17 protein-coding genes are annotated in these 18,139 nt (G+C 73.3%); 1 reads left to right on the top strand and 16 read right to left on the bottom strand.

Translation table 11 applies throughout. From position 1 onward, the window contains the following. Window positions 1–5: 5 nt before the first annotated feature. The 8 genes from FHX78_RS29305 to fmt form a co-directional block, all read right to left on the bottom strand. Entirely contained in the window at window positions 6–1,484 is a 1,479-nt protein-coding gene (locus FHX78_RS29305; RefSeq protein ID WP_145870397.1) for an amino acid permease, read from the bottom strand. Between the two features lie 322 nt (window positions 1,485–1,806). Next, window positions 1,807–3,249, bottom strand: coding sequence for a GuaB1 family IMP dehydrogenase-related protein (locus tag FHX78_RS29300; RefSeq protein ID WP_167532001.1), 1,443 nt, complete (start codon window positions 3,247–3,249; stop codon window positions 1,807–1,809). 107 nt (window positions 3,250–3,356) lie between these two features. Continuing rightward, window positions 3,357–3,710, bottom strand: coding sequence for a barstar family protein (locus tag FHX78_RS29295; RefSeq protein WP_145870395.1), 354 nt, complete (start codon window positions 3,708–3,710; stop codon window positions 3,357–3,359). After that, the gene (locus FHX78_RS29290; protein ID WP_145870394.1) at window positions 3,707–4,210 is read right to left on the bottom strand and encodes a guanyl-specific ribonuclease; all 504 of its coding nucleotides are present in this window, start codon (window positions 4,208–4,210) and stop codon (window positions 3,707–3,709) included. Before FHX78_RS29290 ends, FHX78_RS29295 begins: the two co-directional genes overlap by 4 nt. A 40-nt stretch (window positions 4,211–4,250) precedes the next feature. After that, window positions 4,251–5,294 (bottom strand): sugar-binding transcriptional regulator, encoded by a 1,044-nt coding sequence (locus FHX78_RS29285; RefSeq protein WP_145870393.1) that lies wholly within the window; start codon window positions 5,292–5,294, stop codon window positions 4,251–4,253. 78 nt (window positions 5,295–5,372) lie between these two features. Beyond that, on the bottom strand, window positions 5,373–6,059 hold the full coding sequence (rpe, locus tag FHX78_RS29280) for a ribulose-phosphate 3-epimerase (RefSeq protein ID WP_145870392.1): 687 nt from the start codon (window positions 6,057–6,059) through the stop codon (window positions 5,373–5,375). Window positions 6,060–6,157: 98 nt separating this feature from the next. After that, window positions 6,158–7,576, bottom strand: a complete 1,419-nt coding sequence (locus FHX78_RS29275) for an RsmB/NOP family class I SAM-dependent RNA methyltransferase (RefSeq protein ID WP_145870391.1) — start codon at window positions 7,574–7,576, stop codon at window positions 6,158–6,160. Window positions 7,577–7,654: 78 nt separating this feature from the next. Beyond that, window positions 7,655–8,587 carry a methionyl-tRNA formyltransferase gene (gene fmt, locus FHX78_RS29270; protein WP_145870390.1) on the bottom strand — a complete coding sequence of 311 codons (933 nt, stop codon included), beginning with the start codon at window positions 8,585–8,587 and terminating at the stop codon, window positions 7,655–7,657. A gap of 285 nt (window positions 8,588–8,872) precedes the next feature. Here fmt and FHX78_RS29265 point away from each other — a divergent pair, with 285 nt between their 5' ends. Then, the gene (locus FHX78_RS29265; protein ID WP_145870389.1) at window positions 8,873–9,418 is read left to right on the top strand and encodes a hypothetical protein; all 546 of its coding nucleotides are present in this window, start codon (window positions 8,873–8,875) and stop codon (window positions 9,416–9,418) included. Window positions 9,419–9,624: 206 nt separating this feature from the next. On the opposite strand, the gene FHX78_RS29260 is transcribed toward FHX78_RS29265, so the two are convergent. The 8 genes from FHX78_RS29260 to FHX78_RS29225 all read right to left on the bottom strand — a co-directional run bounded on the left by FHX78_RS29260 (window position 9,625) and on the right by FHX78_RS29225 (window position 18,127). Continuing rightward, window positions 9,625–11,772, bottom strand: a complete 2,148-nt coding sequence (locus FHX78_RS29260; RefSeq protein ID WP_145870388.1) for a primosomal protein N' — start codon at window positions 11,770–11,772, stop codon at window positions 9,625–9,627. 124 nt (window positions 11,773–11,896) lie between these two features. Next, window positions 11,897–13,105 carry a methionine adenosyltransferase gene (metK, locus tag FHX78_RS29255; RefSeq protein WP_145870387.1) on the bottom strand — a complete coding sequence of 403 codons (1,209 nt, stop codon included), beginning with the start codon at window positions 13,103–13,105 and terminating at the stop codon, window positions 11,897–11,899. A 237-nt stretch (window positions 13,106–13,342) separates the two neighbouring features. After that, a complete protein-coding gene (gene coaBC, locus FHX78_RS29250) occupies window positions 13,343–14,545 on the bottom strand; it encodes a bifunctional phosphopantothenoylcysteine decarboxylase/phosphopantothenate--cysteine ligase CoaBC (protein WP_145870386.1) in 1,203 nt (400 codons plus the stop codon). Between the two features lie 123 nt (window positions 14,546–14,668). Further along, complete coding sequence (gene rpoZ / locus FHX78_RS29245; protein WP_086728298.1) at window positions 14,669–14,941, bottom strand: DNA-directed RNA polymerase subunit omega; 273 nt, start codon at window positions 14,939–14,941, stop codon at window positions 14,669–14,671. 62 nt (window positions 14,942–15,003) lie between these two features. Then, window positions 15,004–15,561 carry a guanylate kinase gene (gmk, locus tag FHX78_RS29240; protein WP_145870385.1) on the bottom strand — a complete coding sequence of 186 codons (558 nt, stop codon included), beginning with the start codon at window positions 15,559–15,561 and terminating at the stop codon, window positions 15,004–15,006. A gap of 37 nt (window positions 15,562–15,598) precedes the next feature. Further along, on the bottom strand, window positions 15,599–15,922 hold the full coding sequence (locus FHX78_RS29235; protein ID WP_003977346.1) for an integration host factor: 324 nt from the start codon (window positions 15,920–15,922) through the stop codon (window positions 15,599–15,601). 256 nt (window positions 15,923–16,178) lie between these two features. Further along, window positions 16,179–17,024: an orotidine-5'-phosphate decarboxylase gene (pyrF, locus tag FHX78_RS29230; protein WP_167531881.1), complete on the bottom strand. Its 846-nt coding sequence runs from the start codon at window positions 17,022–17,024 to the stop codon at window positions 16,179–16,181. Continuing rightward, window positions 17,021–18,127 carry a quinone-dependent dihydroorotate dehydrogenase gene (locus FHX78_RS29225; RefSeq protein WP_145870384.1) on the bottom strand — a complete coding sequence of 369 codons (1,107 nt, stop codon included), beginning with the start codon at window positions 18,125–18,127 and terminating at the stop codon, window positions 17,021–17,023. Before FHX78_RS29225 ends, pyrF begins: the two co-directional genes overlap by 4 nt. Window positions 18,128–18,139 lie beyond the last annotated feature (12 nt).

Genomic DNA, 18,139 nt, shown 5'->3' with positions numbered 1-18,139 from the left:
GTGGTTCACTTCGCTTCTGACGGGGCCGGGGCGGCGAGCCGGGAGCGGCGGTGGCCGTACACGAAGTAGAACACGAGCCCGACGGCCATCCAGACACCGAAGACCACCCAGGTGACGGTGGACAGGCTGCCCATCATCCACGCGCAGAACGCGAAGCCGAGGGCGGGCAGCACCGGCGACAGCGGCACCCGGAAGGTGCGGGGCATGTCGGGACGTGTCCGGCGCAGCACCACGACGGCGACATTGACCAGCGCGAAGGCGAACAGGGTGCCGATGCTGGTGGCGTCGGCGAGCCGGCCGAGCGGGACGGCCGCGGCGAGCACTCCGCAGAACAGGGAGACGATCAGGGTGTTGGTGCGGGGCGTGCCGGTCCTCGGGTGGACCTTGGCGAAGGCCTTAGGCACGAGCCCGTCCCGGGCCATGGCGAACAGGATGCGGGTCTGGCCGTAGAGGACGGTCAGGACGACGCTGGCGATGGCGACGACGGCGCAGAAGGCCAGCAGGGTGCCCCAGAAGGTCTGGCCGGTGACCTCGCGCATGATCTGGGCGAGCGCGGCCTCGGAGTCGGTGAAGTGCTGCCAGGGCTTGGCGCCGACCGCGACGGCGGCGACCAGGACGTACAGCACGGTGATGACGACGAGCGACAGCAGGATCGCGCGGGGCAGGTCGCGCTGGGCGTTCCTCGCCTCCTCACCGGCGGTGGAGGCGGCGTCGAAGCCGATGTACGAGAAGAACAGCGTGGCCCCGGCGGCGCTGACGCCGGCCATGCCGAGCGGCATGAAATCGTCGTAGTTGCCGGAGCGGAAGCCCTGGACGCCGATGGCGCAGAACAGCACCAGTGCGGCGATCTTCACGACGACCATGACGGTGTTGGCGCGGGCCGACTCGCGGGCGCCGCCCAGCAGGAACGCCATGGCGAGCAGGACGACGATCAGCGCGGGCAGGTTGAAGACGCCGCCGTCGCCGGGCGGGGCGGACAGCGCGGCCGGGATGGTGACGCCGATGGTGCCGTCGAGCAGTTCGTTGAGGTACTCGCCCCAGCCGACGGCGACGGCGGCGACCGACACGCCGTACTCCAGCACCAGGCACCAGCCGCAGATCCAGGCGACCAGCTCACCCATCGTTGCGTATGCATACGAGTAGGAGGAGCCGGAGACGGGGATGGCGCCGGCCAGCTCGGCATAGGAGAGGGCGGAGAACAGCGCCGTCAGACCGGCTATGACGAAGGAGAGCGTGACCGCCGGACCGGCCTTGGGGACGGCCTCACCGAGGACCACGAAGATGCCGGTGCCGAGGGTGGCACCGATGCTGATCATGGTGAGCTGCCACAGTCCGAGGGAGCGGCGCAGGGAGCCTCCCTCACCCTGGCCACCCTCGGTGACCAGGTGTTCCACCGGCTTGCGACGCATCAGGCGCGCGCCGAGGCCCGGGGACGGCGGGGCGGCGGGACTGCCGTTGTGCGGGGGTGCGCCTTGGTCGAGCACGCGCTGACTCCTTCGTCGCTGCCGGTCTTCCGCGGCAGGGACCGACGGCGTCCCGCGACAGCCGGGACCCGTCGAGCGGGGTCCTCGCCGCACCACGTACAGCGCGTAACCCTACGAGGTCGGACGTTGCTGCTGAAATGCAGCAACCTTGCGCACCGCCGCAAGATCATTGCGTTCCTCGCCACGGGGCGGGTGTTCGTTGCGCGAGGGCGGCCGGCCTGTGCGGGCCGCACCGCCGGGCGACCGCGGGGCCGCGGGCGTGCCACGGCCCCCGGGCGCCCGCGCAACGGGTTCCCCGGGGGCCGTGTGCGGCCGGTGGCCGTCAGTTCCAGCTGGCGTGCAGCGGCTTGCCCTCGGCGTAGCCGGCGGCGCTCTGGATGCCGACGACGGCCTTCTCGGCGAACTCCTCGAGCGAGCCGGCTCCGGCGTAGGTGCAGGAGGAGCGGACGCCCGCGATGATCGAGTCGATCAGGTCCTCGACGCCGGGGCGGGTCTGGTCGAGGAACATGCGGGAGGTGGAGATGCCCTCCTCGAACAGGCCCTTGCGGGCGCGGTCGTAGGCGGACTCCTCGGAGGTGCGGTTGCGCACGGCACGCGCGGAGGCCATGCCGAAGGACTCCTTGTAGGGGCGGCCGTTCGCGTCGTGCTGGAGGTCGCCCGGGGACTCGTAGGTCCCGGCGAACCAGGAGCCGACCATCACGTTGGACGCGCCGGCGGCGAGCGCCATCGCCACGTCGCGCGGGTGGCGCACGCCGCCGTCGGCCCACACGTGCTTGCCGTACTTCCGCGCCTCGGCCGCGCACTCCAGGACGGCGGAGAACTGCGGCCGGCCGACGCCGGTCATCATGCGGGTGGTGCACATGGCGCCGGGGCCGACACCGACCTTGACGATGTCCGCGCCGGCCTCGATGAGGTCGCGGACGCCCGCGGCGGCGACGACGTTGCCCGCGACGACCGGGACCTGCGGGTCGAGGTCGCGGACCAGCTTCAGCGCGCTGATCATCGACTCCTGGTGCCCGTGCGCCGTGTCGATGACGAGGGTGTCGACGCCCGCCGCGAGCAGCTGCTCGGCCTTGCCGGCGACGTCGCCGTTGATGCCGACGGCGGCGGCGATGCGCAGCCGCCCGTCCGCGTCGGTGGCCGGCGTGTACAGGGTGGCGCGCAGGGCGCCCTTGCGGGTGAGGATGCCGGCGAGGCGGCCGTCCTGGTCGACGGCGGGGGCGTAGCGCCGGTTGGCGCCGTCGAGGGTGTTGAAGGCCTGCCGCGGGTCCATGTCGGCGTCGATGAGCAGCAGGTCACGGGACATGACCTCGGCGAGCTGGGTGAAGCGGTCCACGCCGGACAGGTCGGTGTCGGTGACCACGCCGACCGGGCGGTGCCCGTCGTCGACGACGACGCCCGCGTTGTGGGCGCGCTTGGGCAGCAGGGCGAGCGCGTCGGCGACGGTCTGGTGCGGGGCCAGCACGATCGGGGTGTCAAGGACCAGGTGGCGGCTCTTCACCCAGGAGACGACCTCCGTGACCACCTCGATGGGGATGTCCTGCGGTATGACCACCAGTCCGCCGCGGCGGGCGACGGTCTCGGCCATGCGGCGCCCGGCGATGGCGGTCATGTTGGCGACCACGAGCGGGATGGTGGTGCCGGTGCCGTCCGGGGAGCTGAGGTCCACGCCCTGCCGCGAGCCGACCGCGGAGCGGCTCGGCACCATGAAGACGTCGTCGTACGTCAGGTCGTACGCGGGCTGGATGTCGTTGAGGAAACGCACGTGCTGCACATCCCAGTCGATCAGAGGTGGCCCCCGGACAGGTCAGCCAGGGGGAAGAGCACGTACTTCATTGTCCCATGTCGACCGGAACGCCCGCCCCGGTCGCATCATCCAAGCTGGTCAGAGCCCTGTTCGTGGGATCCTCCGAGTGCCAGGGCGACGGTCAGCGAGGCGGTCCGGTCCGCCGCCTCCGCGAACACCTCCCGGGCGGTCGCCCACTCCTCGGGGCGCGCCGCCGCGTACGGCTGCCAGCCGTGCACGACGATCAGCAGGCCCCGCTCGACGGCGCCCTCGGGCCAGACGGTGTGGTCGGAGAGACAGTCCACGAGGGCGTCCCAGTTGCGGCCGAACCAGTCGGGCAGCGCCAGCGCGCGGGCGCACCGGTCCATCAGCCCCGCCTTGTCGCCGACCCCGCCGAGGTCCAGGGCGACCACGAGCCGGTCCGCCAGGTCGTACGTCATCTCAGTACCGCCGTGAAGGATGCGTAGTGGTCGTCGGTGTAGTAGGTCTCGCCGTCCCGCCCGGTGACGATGCGCCGCGCCCCGCGGTCGGGCGAACCGGGGGTGGGCACCGTGTACTCCCGGTAGTGGCCGCGTGGCCGCTGGGGCAGCAGGCCCTCGAAGTCCCGCCCGGTGACGATGCGCCGCGCCCCGCGGTCGGGCGAACCGGGGGTGGGCACCGTGTACTCCCGGTAGTGGCCGCGTGGCCGCTGGGGCAGCAGGCCCTCGAAGTTGCCGAAGACGGCGCCGTCCCGCTCGTACGGGAAGGGGCCGCCCGCGTCGATGAGGTCCAGGGTGCGCCGCGCCTCGGCGGGCAGGGCGGTCTCCCGGACGGTGGCCATGCCCTCGGCCCACGGGGGCGCCGCCCCGCCGTCGCCGGCCGTGGAGCAGCCGGCCGGCAGGACGAACAGGACGAGCAGGCAGGCCAGGAGGCGGAGGGACAGGGCCCGTCGCAGCACCATGGGGCCGATGCTGCCAGGCCCGCCCCCGCCTCACCCTCCGTCAGGGGCCGTCCGGGTCAGCGCGGTTGAGCGCGGACCGCGGGTTGGGGCCCGCCGTCATCAGGTAGTCCGCGGCCGACGTGTCCGTCACCAGGCTGGTGACCAGCCCGGAGCGCAGCACGGCGTCGATCGCGGGACCCTTGCGCTGTCCGCCCGCGATCGCGACGACCTCGGGGACCCGGCGCAGCTGGTCGGTCTTGACCGTGATGCACCGCTCCCCCAGGTCCCGGCCGACCCGGCGCCCCTCGGCGTCGAAGAGGTGCGCGGACATCTCCGCGGCGACACCGAGGGAGGCGTAGTGCGCCCGTTCCTCGTCGCTGAGCATGTCGTGCACCGTGGAGATGCCCGGCTCCCAGGAACCGATGGAGACGCAGGCGACCGTGACCTTGTCGAAGTACTCGAAGGCCCGCGCGATGCCGGTCTGGTGGCGCAGCGCCTGAGCGGTGGCCGCGTCCGGCAGCAGCATCGGCGCGTAGATGGGGTGGGCGTCGCCGCCCGACACCTGCGCGGCGCGCCGCACGGCCTCGACCGAGCCGCGCTCGGCGGTCCCGGCGTCGTACACGCCCGTCAGCTGCACGACCGTGCAGGGCGGCAGCCGGTTCAGGGCCGCCGCCATGTGGATGGTGGACCGGCCCCAGGCCAGGCCCAGCACATCCCCTTCGTTGACCAGCTCGCCGAGCAGGTCGGCGGCCACCTCTCCCAGGTTCTCGGGGTCGGGTGTCTCCGCGGCCTCGGCCGGGGACTCGACCACGACGGCGTGCCTGAGGCCGTAGCGGGCGCGGAGCGCGTCGGAGCGCTCCGCGTCCAGCTCGGCCGGCACGCGGATCTCGATCCGTACGAGATCCCGTTCGAGGGCGGTCTCCAGGACCCGGGCCACCTTGAAGCGGCTGACGCCGAACTCCTCGGCGATCTGGATCTTGGATTTGCCCTCGAGGTAGAAGCGGCGGGCCATGGCCGCCGCCTGCACCAGCTCAGCGGGTCCCATCCGCATGGCTGACCGGCCCGCCGACATACCCGACACGGCGATCTCCTCACTGCTGTTCACACTCTGGATTCGCCGTTCATCCTTGCAGATCCGGCGCGGTCGATCAGCCCTGCCGGGAGCCGTTCACGTTCCTGACGCTCAGTGGTCGCATGCCCACGACGCCTTGCCCGTGGCGGCCTCGGCCTGGTTGCGTAGTGCACGTACCGCCTCGGCCGGGTCCGACGCCCCGTACACGGCGGAACCCGCGACGAAGACATCGGCGCCGGCGTCGGCGCACTGCTCGATGGTGGACGCCGATACCCCGCCGTCGACCTGGAGCCAGAGCTCCAGACCGTGCTTTCTGATCAGCTCACGGGTACGGCGGATCTTCGGAAGCATGATGTCGAGGAACGCCTGGCCCCCGAAGCCCGGCTCGACCGTCATGATCAGCAGCATGTCGAGTTCGGGGAGCAGGTCCTCGTACGGCTCGATGGGGGTGGCCGGCCTGAGCGCCATGGAGGCGCGGGCGCCCTTGGCGCGAATCTCCCGGGCGAGCCGCACCGGCGCGGCGGCGGCCTCGACGTGGAAGGTGACGGATCCGGCACCCGCCTCCACGTACTGGGGCGCCCAGCGGTCGGGGGCCTCGATCATCAGGTGGCAGTCCAGCGGGGTGTCCGTCGCGCGGGCCAGCGACTCCACGACCGGCACGCCGAGCGTGAGATTCGGGACGAAATGGTTGTCCATGACGTCGACGTGGAGCCAGTCGGCTCCCTCGACCGCCTTCGCCTCGTCGGCGAGACGGGCGAAGTCGGCGGACAGGATGCTGGGGTTGATCTGCACGGCCATGTGTTAAGACTGCCATGCCGTCCGGGTGTTGCCCCCACCCGGTCCCGCCGCGGGCCCGCACGGACGGCGCCGGCGAGGTGCCGGCGCCGTGCGCGGAGTCAGCCGGTCCGCCGGATCAGCGCCAGATACATCGCGTCGGTCCCGTGCAGATGCGGCCACAGCTGCACGTCGGGGCCCTCGCCCAGGTCCGGTACGCCCGGCAGCAGGTCACGGGCGTCGATCAGGTCGGCGTCCGGGATCTGCTTGAGGAGGTCGGCGACCACGGCGCGGGTCTCCGCGAGGTGCGGCGAGCAGGTGGCGTAGCCGACGACGCCGCCGACACGCACGGACTCCAGGGCGGTGCGCAGCAGCCCGCGCTGGAGCGGGGCGAAGCCGTCCAGGTCCTCGGGGCGGCGCCGCCAGCGCGCCTCGGGGCGGCGGCGCAGGGCGCCGAGACCGGTGCACGGCACGTCGACCAGCACCCGGTCGAAGCTGCCGGGCCGCCACGGCGGCCGCGTGCCGTCGGCGGCGACGACCTGGTACGGCCCCGGGTTGCCGGCGAGCGCCTTGGCCACAAGTCCGGCCCGGTGCGGCTGCTTCTCGGAGGCGAGCAGCACGGCGCCGCGCTCGGCGGCGAGCGCCGCGAGCAGCGCGGCCTTCCCGCCGGGTCCGGCGCAGCCGTCCAGCCACATCCGGTCGCGGCCCTCGACGGGCGCGTTCGCGAGCGCCAGCGCGACCAGCTGGCTGCCCTCGTCCTGCACTCCGGCCCGGCCCTCGGCGACCGCGGGGACCGCGCCCGGCTCCCCGCCCTCGGTGAGCCGCACGGCGTAGGGCGACCAGTGTCCCGGGACGGCGGCCTCCTCGTCGAGGAGTTCGCCGGTGGTGGCGCGTCCGGGGCGGGCGACGAGGGTGACCTCGGGGCGCTCGTTGTCGGCCCGCAGCAGCTCCTCGATGCCGGTCCGGCCGCCGCCCAGGGAGTCCCAGAGCGCGGAGACGACCCAGCGCGGGTGCGAGTGGACGACGGCGAGATGGTCCTCGGGGTCGTCGTCGTAGGGCGGCGCGACCCGTTCCAGCCAGCCGTCGAGGTCGTGCTGCGCGATCTTGCGGAGCACGGCGTTGACGAACTTGGCCCGCCCGTCGCCGAGCACCACCCGGGCCAGCTCCACGGTGGCGGACACGGCGGCGTGCGTCGGGATGCGGGTCCCGAGCAGCTGGTGCGCGCCGAGGCCCAGCACGTCCAGCACCGGCGGGTCCACCTCGCGCAGCGGCCGGTCGACGCAGGCCGCGATGACCGCGTCGTACGTCCCTTGGCGGCGCAGCGTGCCGTACACCAGCTCGGTGGCCAGCGCCGCGTCGCGCGCGTCGAAGTCCCCCTTCTCGCGGGCCTTGCGCAGCAGCGGGGGCAGGACGAGGTTGGCGTAGGCGTCCCGCTCGTCCACGGCCCGCAGGGCGTCGAAGGCGAGGATGCGGACGGGGTCCTTCTGGGGCCGGCGGTAGGGCTTGGCCTGCTTGCGGGGCCGACGGGGCTGCTCGCTCACGAAAAAGGTGCTCCGGAAGTGGGGTGAAGTGCGCGCTCCAGCCTACGTCGTCGGCCGGGCCGGGGGCCCGCCCGCCCGTCAGTCGCCGACGGTCTCCCCCGGCGCGATCCGCACCCCGCGCGCCCAGTCCGCCGCCCGCATCGGCTTCTTGCCCTGGGCCTGCACCCACAGCAGTTCCACGGCGTACGAGCCGGTGCCCACGTGCACGGTGTTCTTGCCGGCGGACAGCTGCCCGGGCGCGAGGTCGGTCACCTCCGGCACCGGCCTGGCCTGGACGATCTTGAGGCGCTCGCCGCGGAAGGTGGTCCAGGCGCCGGGGGCGGGGGTGCAGCCGCGCACCACGCGGTCGACGCGCAGCGCCGGGGTGCGCCAGTCGACGCGGGCGTCCTCGACGGTGACCTTGGGGGCGAGGCTGATGCCGTCCGCGGGCTGGGGCACGGCCTTCAGGGTGCCGTCCTCGATGCCGTCCATGGTCGCGGCCAGCAGGCCGGCGCCCGCGAGGGCGAGCCGGGTGAGCAGGTCGCCGCTGGTGTCGGTGGGGCGGATCTCCTCGGTGACGGTGCCGTAGACGGGTCCCGAGTCCAGGCCCTCCTCGATGAGGAAGGTGGCGGCGCCGGTGATCTCGTCGCCCGCCATGATGGCGTGCTGCACGGGCGCGGCGCCGCGCCAGGCGGGCAGCAGCGAGAAGTGCAGGTTGACCCAGCCCCGGGCGGGGATGTCGAGGGCCGTCCTGGGCAGCAGGGCGCCGTAGGCCACGACGGGGCAGCAGTCCGGGCCGATCTCCTTCAGCCGCTCCAGGAACTCCGGGTCCCGGGGCCTGACCGGCTTCAGCACCTCGATGCCGGCCTCCTCCGCCCGCTCGGCGACCGGGGAGGCGACCAGCCTGCGGCCCCGTCCGGCGGGCGCGTCGGGCCGCGTGACGACGGCGGCCACCTCGTGCCGCCCGGAGGCGAGAAGAGCGTCCAGGGCGGGGACGGCGACCTCGGGGGTACCTGCGAAGACGAGCTTCATGGGGTGCTGGGGGCCTCTCGGGCGGGAGCGGATGCGGGCGGCGCACCAGTCTATGGGGGCGGCGCCCACGGCACCCGTGCAGGGAGAACCGCCGGTACCGGGGGCCCGGCAGGCAGGCTCGCCCCGGGTGGGACGGCGGCGCGCCGCCCCACCCGGGGGCGTACGCATATGCCGCCACGCCCCCACCCCGTGACCCGCGGAGCGCTCCCGCGTTGGTCAAGAAAGAGTTGACCACGGGCCCCGAGCGGGCTCATTCCTTTCAACGCCGGTTCGAGAGGCTTGTTCATGGCCGACCACGCAACCCACGACGCCCAGGCTCGGGCCAGCCTGCACCTGCTGGTGCGGGACATCGAGCGGGTCCGCCGGCAGGTGGACGCGCTGCGCACGCTCACCGCCCAGCTGGGCAACGTCTACCGCCCGCGCCGCTCCGGCCCGTCCACGGGCTTCGTCGTCTACGGACGCGCCCCCGCCCCGACGGTCCGTCTCGCCCAGGAGCTGCGGGACAGTGTCGAGACCCTGGTCACGGCCGCCGTGGACTTCGACCGCTCACTGGGCTTCTCGTGGGACGCGGTGGGCTCCGCGCTCGGAGTCACCAAACAGGCGGTCCACCGCCGTTACGGCGCCCGCCGTGCCGCGGCGCAGGCGGCGGCCGGGGAGACCGAGCGCACCGCCGACGCGTCGGGCACCCGCGCCGTCAATGTGGGCGCCGGTGTCTCCGCGGTGCCGACGGTGCCCGCCGCCCGCTCCATGCCGACCCAGCCCACGGCCGGCAGTCCCTCCCTGCGCGACGAACCACGCCCCACGGCCTTCCCGGCCCCTCGCAACGGCTGAGCCACCGTCTCCACGGCCCCGCCCTCCCGGCGCACCGCCCCGGGAGGGCGGGGCCGTTCCGCGCACCGGCCGACGGCGGACGCCCCGCTGGGGCTTCGTCCCGCCGGGTCCGCTCGGCCGGCCGAACCGCCGCGCCCCGCGCCGGTGTCGCCGCGAACCGGCAGCACACTCGAGGGCCCTCCCCGGCCCGTCCGAACGTCGTCGCGTCAGCCGATGTCCGGCGGGTCGATGCGCACCCACACCGTTTCGTCCCCGCCCCTGGCCATCCGGGCCGCCTGCGCGGCCTTGAGCGCGCCCGCCAGGGCGGCGCCGGTGCCCGGGGGGACGCGGACGAGGGCGCGTTCCCACTCCTCCCCCGGAGGCGGTGCTCCCGGCCGTCGCGGGCGGCCCACCGGGGTGACCGGCAGAGGGATCGGACCGAGCACCTCCGCCTGCGCGGGCAGGTCGACCGCGCGCAGGAACCCGGCCACGGCCCCGCCCGGCCCCGACACCGACGCCATCCTCGACACCGGCGGGAAGCCCAGTTCGCCGCGCTCGGCCAGTTCCCGCACCGCGTGCCCGACCGGATCCCAGCGCACCAGCGCCTGCACCGGCCGCAGCGTCGGTTCGGCGACCACCACCACCGTGCCGCCCGCCGACTGCGGACGGACCAGTGCCGCCGCGCCGATCCAGCGGCGCAACGCGTCCTCCCCCGCCCGCAGGTCGGGGCGGCCCAGCATGGCCCACCCGTCCAGCAGCAGCGCCGCCGCGTAGCCGCCCTCGGCCACCGGCTCCGCCCCCGGTGTGCTCACCACCAGCGAGGGCGCCCCCGGCACCGTGTCCAGCACGTGCTCGCGCCCCGAGGTGCGCACCGGAACCGCGGGGAACGCCCGGCCCAGCTCCTCGGCGGTGCGCCGGGCCCCCACCACCTGCGCCCGCAGCCGGAACCCGCCGCACTCGCCGCAGTGCCAGTCGCTCTCCCCGCGCCCGCACCAGCCGCACCGCAGATCGCCGGAATCCCGCGCCTCCAGCGGCCCGGAGCAGTGCCGGCACCGCGCCGGCGCACGGCAGGTGGCGCACGCCATCCGGGGCACGTATCCCCGGCGCGGCACCTGGACGAGCACCGGCCCGTGCCGCAGCCCCTCCCTGACGGCCTGCCAGGCGAGCGTCGGCAGCCGCGCGGCACGGGCGGCCTCGTCACGCGCGAGGTCCCCGTCCCCGACGGTCCGCACCATCGGTGCGGCGGCCCGCACCCGCTCCCGCCCGGCGACCAGCGGTCGGGCCCAGCCGGTCTCCACCAGCTGGGCGGCCTCCACCGTGCAGCTCCAGCTGCCCAGCAGGAAGCCGCACCTGTCCTGTGCCGCCCTCAGCAGCAGCACCTCACGGGCGTGCGGCTGCGGGGCGTGCTGCTCGCTGTGGCTGTCGTCGCCGTCGTCCCACACGGCGACCAGTCCGAGGTCCCGCACCGGGGCGAACATCGCCGCCCGCGTCCCGACGACCGCCCGTACGGATCCCCGCCGCACGGCCAGCCACTGCGCGTACCGCTTCTCCGGTCCGGCGTCGGCGGTGAGCACCGCGTGCCGCCCCTGGCCCAGCAGTTCGGTGAGCGCGGCGTCGACGCGGGCCACGGCCCGTCCGTCCGGCAGGACGACCAGCGCGCCGCGCCCGGAGGCCAGGGTCGCCGCGACGGCCCGGGCGATCTCCTCGCTCCACCCGGGTCCGGGCAGCGCGTTCCACACGGCCCGTGGGGCGCCTCCCGTGGCCAGGGACTCGAGGAACGCCGGCCCCTGCTCGTACCGCTCCCAGGAGCCGGGGGCGGGCGCCGGGGGCGGCGGCAGCGGGGCCGGCGAGGGCCGTTGCTCGGCGCGGGCGTTGCGCGGCGGTACGGCGAGCTGGAGCACGTCGGCGAGGCTGCCGGCGTACCGGTCGGCGACTGCCCTGGCGAGCCCCAGGAGCTCCTCGCTGAGCACCCGCTCGGGCGAGACGACCTGGGCCAGCGCCGCCAGGGGCCCCGAGTAGTCGGACTCGGCGAGCCGCTCGACGAGGAATCCGCCGATCAGTCCGCCGCCCTCGCGCCGCCCGTCGCGCACCCGGTGCCGCCCGGCCCCGAACCGCACCCGCACCCGCACGCCCGGCTGGGCGTCGGCGTCCAGCTCCTCGGGCACGGCGTAGTCGAAGTAGCGGTCGAGATGGAGCACGCCCTTGTCGACGAGGACCCGGGCGACGGGCAGGTCCCGGGCCAGGGCGGCACCCCGCCAGGTCCGGGGTTTGGCGCGGGGGGCCTTGGCCTTGCGCACGCTCTCCCGGATGAGCGCGAGCTGCTCGGGCGGCGCACCCTCCGCGCCGCCGTCCTGCCGTCCGTTCTCGCTGCTCACGCTTGCATTCTTACCAAACGCCACCGACAGCGGCGCCGGGCTCTGCCCGGTGGGGGCGGTTCCGGACGCGCCGAGGCCCGGCCCCCGCGAGGGAGCCGGGCCTCGGGACGGAGCGGGGCCGGGCCTACAGGCCCGCCGCCTCGCGCAGCGCGTCGACGCGGTCGGTGCGCTCCCAGGTGAAGTCCGGCAGCTCGCGGCCGAAGTGGCCGTAGGCGGCGGTCTGGGCGTAGATCGGGCGCAGCAGGTCGAGGTCGCGGATGATCGCGGCCGGACGCAGGTCGAAGACCTCGTCGATGGCCTTCTCGATCCGCTCGGTCTCGATCTTGGCGGTGCCGAAGGTCTCCACGAAGAGACCGACCGGCTCGGCCTTGCCGATCGCGTACGCCACCTGCACCTCGCAGCGGGTGGCGAGGCCCGCGGCGACGACGTTCTTGGCGACCCAGCGCATCGCGTAGGCGGCGCTGCGGTCGACCTTGGAGGGGTCCTTGCCGGAGAAGGCGCCGCCGCCGTGACGGGCCATGCCGCCGTAGGTGTCGATGATGATCTTGCGGCCGGTGAGGCCGGCGTCGCCCATCGGGCCGCCGATCTCGAAGCGGCCGGTGGGGTTCACCAGCAGGCGGTAGTTCTCGGTGTCGAGCTTGATGCCCTCGTCCAGGAGAGCCTTCAGCTCCGGCTCCACGACGAACTCGCGGATGTCGGGGGCGAGCAGCGACTCCAGGTCGATGTCGGAGGCGTGCTGGGAGGAGACGACCACCGTGTCCAGACGGACCGCCTTGTCGCCGTCGTACTCGATGGTGACCTGGGTCTTGCCGTCCGGGCGCAGGTAGGGGATGGTGCCGTTCTTGCGCACGTCGGACAGGCGCTTGGACAGGCGGTGCGCGAGGAAGACCGGCAGCGGCATCAGCGTCGGCGTCTCGTCCGTCGCGTAGCCGAACATCAGGCCCTGGTCGCCGGCGCCCTGTCGGTCCAGTTCGTCCTCGTCGCCCTCGACGCGGGCCTCGTACGCTGCGTCGACACCCTGCGCGATGTCCGGGGACTGCGCGCCGATGGACACCGAGACGCCGCAGGAGGCGCCGTCGAAGCCCTTCTTCGAGGAGTCGTAGCCGATCTCGAGGATCTTGTTGCGCACCAGCGTCGCGATGTCCGCGTAGGTCTTGGTGGTGACCTCGCCGGCCACGTGCACCAGGCCGGTGGTGATCAGAGTCTCGACGGCGACCCGGGAGGTCGGGTCCTCGCGGAGCAGGGCGTCGAGGATGGTGTCGCTGATCTGGTCAGCGATCTTGTCGGGGTGACCCTCGGTCACGGACTCCGAGGTGAACAGACGACGGGACACAATGCTCCCTGGGGTTGCAGCGGCTGCTGGCTGATCATTGGCGAACGGCGGGGGCTGCACCCGACGCCGTCCGTGAAACAGTTTATCGGTCGTGCTTCGCCGTGGGGTCCCCTGTCTCGCCTCGCGAGAGCTCTGTGACCTGCGGCACGGGCATTCTGCCCATGCCGGGCGAGCTTGACCAGAGGCGCCACGCCCTCACGGGCCAGGATTCGGCGGACCGGACGGAGAGCGGATCACTCATCCGAGGCGCTCGGCCACCAGGTCCCACACGGTTTCGGCCAGGGCTTCCTTCGGCCCGTGGGCGACGGGGGTCTCGCTGCCGTCGGCGCCCAGCACCACGGCCTCGTTCTCCTCGGAGCCGAAGGTCCTGCGCTCCCCCACCTCGTTCACCACCAGCAGGTCGCAGCCCTTGCGCTTCAGTTTGGCGCGGCCGTTGGCGAGCACGTCGTCGGTCTCGGCGGCGAAGCCGACGATCACCTGTCCGGCGCGCGCCCGGTCGCCGGAGATCTCGGCGAGGACGTCCGGATTGCGCACCAGGGTGACGGGCTCGGGCTCCTGGCCGTCCTTCTTCTTTATCTTCCCGGTCGCGTAGACCGCCGGGCGGAAGTCGGCGACGGCCGCGGCCATGACGACCGCGTCCGCGTCGGCGGCGGCGCCGAGGACGGCTTCGCGCAGTTCCACGGCGGTGCCCACGCGGACGATGTCCACCCCGGCGGGGTCGGGCAGCGCGGTGTTGGCCGCGATCAGGGTGACCCGGGCGCCGCGGGCGGCGGCGGTGCGGGCGAGGGCGTACCCCTGCTTGCCGGACGAGCGGTTGCCGAGGAAGCGGACCGGGTCGAGGGGCTCGCGGGTGCCTCCGGCGCTGACGACGACGTGCCGGCCCCGGAGGTCGGGCTCGGTGACGCCGCGGGCCAGCACCCGGCGGCAGACCTCGAAGATCTCGCCGGGGTCGGGCAGCCGGCCCTTGCCGGTGTCGACGCCGGTGAGGCGGCCGACGGCCGGTTCGATGACGACGGCGCCGCGGGCGCGCAGCGTCGCCACGTTCTCCTGGGTGGCCGGGTGCTCCCACATCTCGGTGTGCATGGCCGGCGCGAAGACCACGGGACAGCGGGCGGTGAGCAGGGTGTTGGTGAGGAGGTCGTCGGCCAGGCCGTGGGCGGCCTTGGCGAGCATGTCCGCGGTGGCGGGGGCGACCACCACCAGGTCGGCGTGCTGCCCGATCCGCACGTGCGGCACCTCGTGGACGTCGTCCCAGACGTCGGTGGAGACGGGGTGGCCGGAGAGCGCGGACCAGGTGGCGGCCCCGACGAAGTGCAGCGCGGAGGCGGTGGGGACGACCCGCACGTCGTGCCCCGACTCCGTCAGCCGCCGGAGCAGCTCACAGGCCTTGTACGCGGCGATGCCACCGCTGACCCCCAGTACGACCTTCGGCTTGTCCACCGTCTCTCCCCGGACCTCGGAAATCTGCGACCACCCCCATCAGACACCACAGGCCCGGCAACGTGCTGCCGGGCCTGTGGAAAAGTCAGCTGCAAGCCGCTGATACGACTTACTGACCGGGCCTTACTGACCGGGGCCGTCGACGGCCTCGGAGGTCAGCAGTCCCGCGTTGATCTCGCGCAGGGCGATCGAGAGCGGCTTCTCGTGGACATGGGTGTCGACGAGGGGACCGACGTACTCGAGCAGACCCTCACCGAGCTGCGAGTAGTACGCGTTGATCTGGCGGGCCCGCTTGGCCGCGTAGATCACGAGGCTGTACTTCGAGTCCGTGGCCTCGAGGAGCTCGTCGATCGGCGGGTTGATGATGCCCTCGGGCGCGGAGATGGAAGAGGACACGCTCTACCTTCCGATGGATGGGAAAGATGCAGTCTGCATGATCGTTGGACGATTGCCCACGATCACACGACGTTCATCAAGGCTAGCAGCTCGCGGGCCACGTCCTCGACGGAGGTGTTGACCAGGGTGGTGTCGAACTCGGGCTCGGCCGCCAGCTCGGTCTTCGCGGCGTCCAGACGGCGCTCGATGACCTCCGCCGACTCCGTGCCCCGGCCGGTGAGCCTGCGCACGAGCTCCTCCCAGGAGGGAGGGGCCAGGAACACCAGCTGGGCCTCGGCCATGGACTCACGGACCTGCCGCGCGCCCTGGAGGTCGATCTCCAGGAGCACGGGCACACCCGCCTCCAGGTGCTCGAGCACCGCCGCGCGGGGCGTGCCGTAGCGGTTGCCGGCGAATTCGGCCCACTCCAGCAGCTCGCCGTTGGCGATCAGCTTGTCCATCTCGTCGTCGGTGACGAAGAAGTAGTGGACACCGTGCTGCTCGCCCGGGCGGGGCTTGCGGGTCGTCGCCGACACCGAGAGCCAGACCTCGGGGTGTTCCTTGCGCATATGGGCGACGACCGTGCTCTTGCCGACCCCGGAGGGGCCGGAGAGCACGGTCAGCCGCGGACGTTCACTCATGCAGCGATTATTCCAGGAATCCCGCAGTGCTCGGGACTCAGGAGCCGGTGCTGCCGAACTCACGCTCCAGGGAGGCGATCTGGTTGGAACCGAGACCGCGCACACGGCGGCTCTCGGAGATGCCCAGTCGCTCCATGATCTGCTTGGCGCGGACCTTGCCCACGCCCGGCAGCGACTCGAGCAGGGCGGAGACCTTCATCTTGCCGATGACGTCGTTCTCCTGACCCTGCTTGATGACCTCGTGCAGGGAGGCGCCGGAGTGCTTGAGTCGATTCTTGACCTCGGCCCGCTCCCGGCGAGCCGCGGCGGCCTTTTCGAGCGCGGCTGCGCGCTGTTCAGGGGTAAGGGGCGGAAGAGCCACGCCTACGTCACCTCGGATGTCGAACTGTCGGATACGGACCGGTGAGGAACCTAGTCGCCCCACACCTGGGGAGCCACGAGCAACACGCTTGCCCGTTCACTCTCCGTCGGAGACTAGCGGCCAACTCCGCCGGAGTCAGCGAGAACAGCGGAAAAGTCCTGGTCAGCCTCCGTCAGGCCGGACATTTAAGACATACTGCCCCGGATTTGAGGATGTATCCAGAGTCCGGCGACCACGGAATCCCTCGTCGGCCCCTTCAGGACGCCGTCATGGAGGCCCGGATCTCCTCCGCGAACCGCTCCGCGGCGTCACGCAGAGCGACCGCGTCGGGACCGTGGCGCAACACTCCCCGGCTGACGTTCGGCACCACGTTGCGCACCGCGCGCCCGAAGACGGCCGGCAGATCGGCCGCCGTGGCGCCCTGCGCGCCGATGCCGGGCGCGAGGATCGGGCCGCCCATGTCCAGGTCGTAGGAGGACAGGTCGCCGAGCGTCGCGCCGACCACGGCGCCGAAGGACCCCAGGGGCTCCTCGCCGGCGTTCTCCAGGGCCAGGTGCGCGAGCATGGTGGCGCCGATGGTCCGCCCGTCGGCGCGGACCGCGTGCTGCACCTCGCCGCCCTCCGGGTTCGACGTCAGCGCCAGCACGAACAGCCCGGTGCCGGACTCCCGGGCCAGTGCGACGGCCGGGCTCAGCGAGCCGTAGCCGAGGTACGGCGAGACGGTGAGCGCGTCGGAGAACAGCGGCGCGTCCTTGTGCAGGAACGACTCGGCGTAGGCGGCCATGGTGGAGCCGATGTCGCCGCGCTTGGCGTCCATGACGACCAGCGCCCCGGCCGCCCTCGCCTCGCGCACGGTGTCCTCCAGGACGGCGACACCGCGCGAGCCGAAGCGCTCGAAGAAGGCGCTCTGCGGCTTGAGCACGGCGACCCGGTCGGCCACCGCCTCCACCACGGTGCGGCTGAACCGCTCCAGGCCCGCCACGTCGTCGTTCAGGCCCCACTCGGCGAGCAGGGAGGCGTGCGGGTCGATGCCCACGCACAGCGGGCCCCGCTCGTCCATCGCGCGGCGCAGACGCGCGCCGAAGGGTTCCAGACCACTCATGCCGTTGTCCTCACGTCGGCGCCCACCGCGTCGGCGAGCGTGGCGTAGGGGCTGGTGCGCAGCCGCGCGGCGAGCCCCTTGTGCAGGGCGCGGCCCCAGAAGGGGCCCTCGTAGATGAACGCGCTGTAGCCCTGGACCAGCGTGGCACCGGCCAGGATGCGCTGCCAGGCGTCCTCGGCGTTCTCGATGCCGCCGACGCCCACCAGGGTGATCCGGTCGCCCACGCGCGCGTAGAGGCGGCGCAGGACCTCCAGGGAGCGCGCCTTCAGGGGCGCGCCGGACAGGCCGCCGGTCTCCGCGACCAACGAGGGGCCGGAGCGCAGGCCGAGCCCCTCGCGCGCGATGGTGGTGTTGGTGGCGATGATGCCGTCCAGGCCGAGTTCCACGGCCAGGTCGGCGACCGCGTCGACGTCCTCGTCGGCGAGGTCGGGCGCGATCTTCACCAGCAGCGGCACCCGACGGGCGGTGACCGCGCGGTCGGCGGCCTCACGGACGGCGGTGAGCAGCGGGCGCAGGTGGTCCACGGCCTGGAGGTTCCGCAGTCCGGGGGTGTTCGGCGAGGAGACGTTGACCACCAGGTAGTCCGCGTACGGCGCCAGCCGCTCGGCGGACTTCACGTAGTCCGCGACCGCCTCGGACTCCGGTACGGCCTTGGTCTTGCCGATGTTGACGCCGACGACGGTCCTGAACACGGGCGTGCGGGAGGCCAGGCGGGCGGCGACGGCCAGCGAGCCCTCGTTGTTGAAGCCCATGCGGTTGATCAGCGCGCGGTCCGCGACCAGGCGGAACAGCCGCTGCTTGGGGTTGCCGGGCTGCGGCTCGCCGGTGACGGTGCCGATCTCGACGTGGTCGAAGCCGAGCATCGCCAGGCCGTCGATGCCGACGGCGTTCTTGTCGAAGCCGGCGGCCAGGCCGAAGGGGCTGTGCAGGCGCAGCCCGAGGGCCTCGGTGCGCAGCTCCTCGTGGCGGGGGGCGAGCACGGCGGCGGCGAGGGTGCGCAGCACGGGCACGCGCGCGAGCAGACGGATCCAGCGGAAGGCGAGGTGGTGCGCCTGCTCGGGGTCCATCCGGCGGAAGAGCAGGGTGAAGAGAATCTTGTACATGGTGTCCTCATG

It is taken from the genome of Streptomyces capillispiralis, assembly GCF_007829875.1.
Lineage (GTDB): Bacteria > Actinomycetota > Actinomycetes > Streptomycetales > Streptomycetaceae > Streptomyces > Streptomyces capillispiralis.
This window is presented reverse-complemented; position numbering and strand designations above follow the sequence as displayed.

Excerpts from the sequence above, each read along its gene's own strand:
- FHX78_RS29295 (WP_145870395.1), bottom strand. The coding sequence starts at position 3,710 with ATGACGTACGACCTGGCGGACCGGCTCGTGGTCGCCCTGGACCTCGGC.
- FHX78_RS29290 (WP_145870394.1), bottom strand. The coding sequence starts at position 4,210 with ATGGTGCTGCGACGGGCCCTGTCCCTCCGCCTCCTGGCCTGCCTGCTC.
- rpe (WP_145870392.1), bottom strand. The coding sequence starts at position 6,059 with ATGGCCGTGCAGATCAACCCCAGCATCCTGTCCGCCGACTTCGCCCGT.
- fmt (WP_145870390.1), bottom strand. The coding sequence starts at position 8,587 with ATGAAGCTCGTCTTCGCAGGTACCCCCGAGGTCGCCGTCCCCGCCCTG.
- FHX78_RS29265 (WP_145870389.1), top strand. The coding sequence starts at position 8,873 with ATGGCCGACCACGCAACCCACGACGCCCAGGCTCGGGCCAGCCTGCAC.
- gmk (WP_145870385.1), bottom strand. The coding sequence starts at position 15,561 with ATGAGTGAACGTCCGCGGCTGACCGTGCTCTCCGGCCCCTCCGGGGTC.
- pyrF (WP_167531881.1), bottom strand. The coding sequence starts at position 17,024 with ATGAGTGGTCTGGAACCCTTCGGCGCGCGTCTGCGCCGCGCGATGGAC.
- FHX78_RS29225 (WP_145870384.1), bottom strand. The coding sequence starts at position 18,127 with ATGTACAAGATTCTCTTCACCCTGCTCTTCCGCCGGATGGACCCCGAG.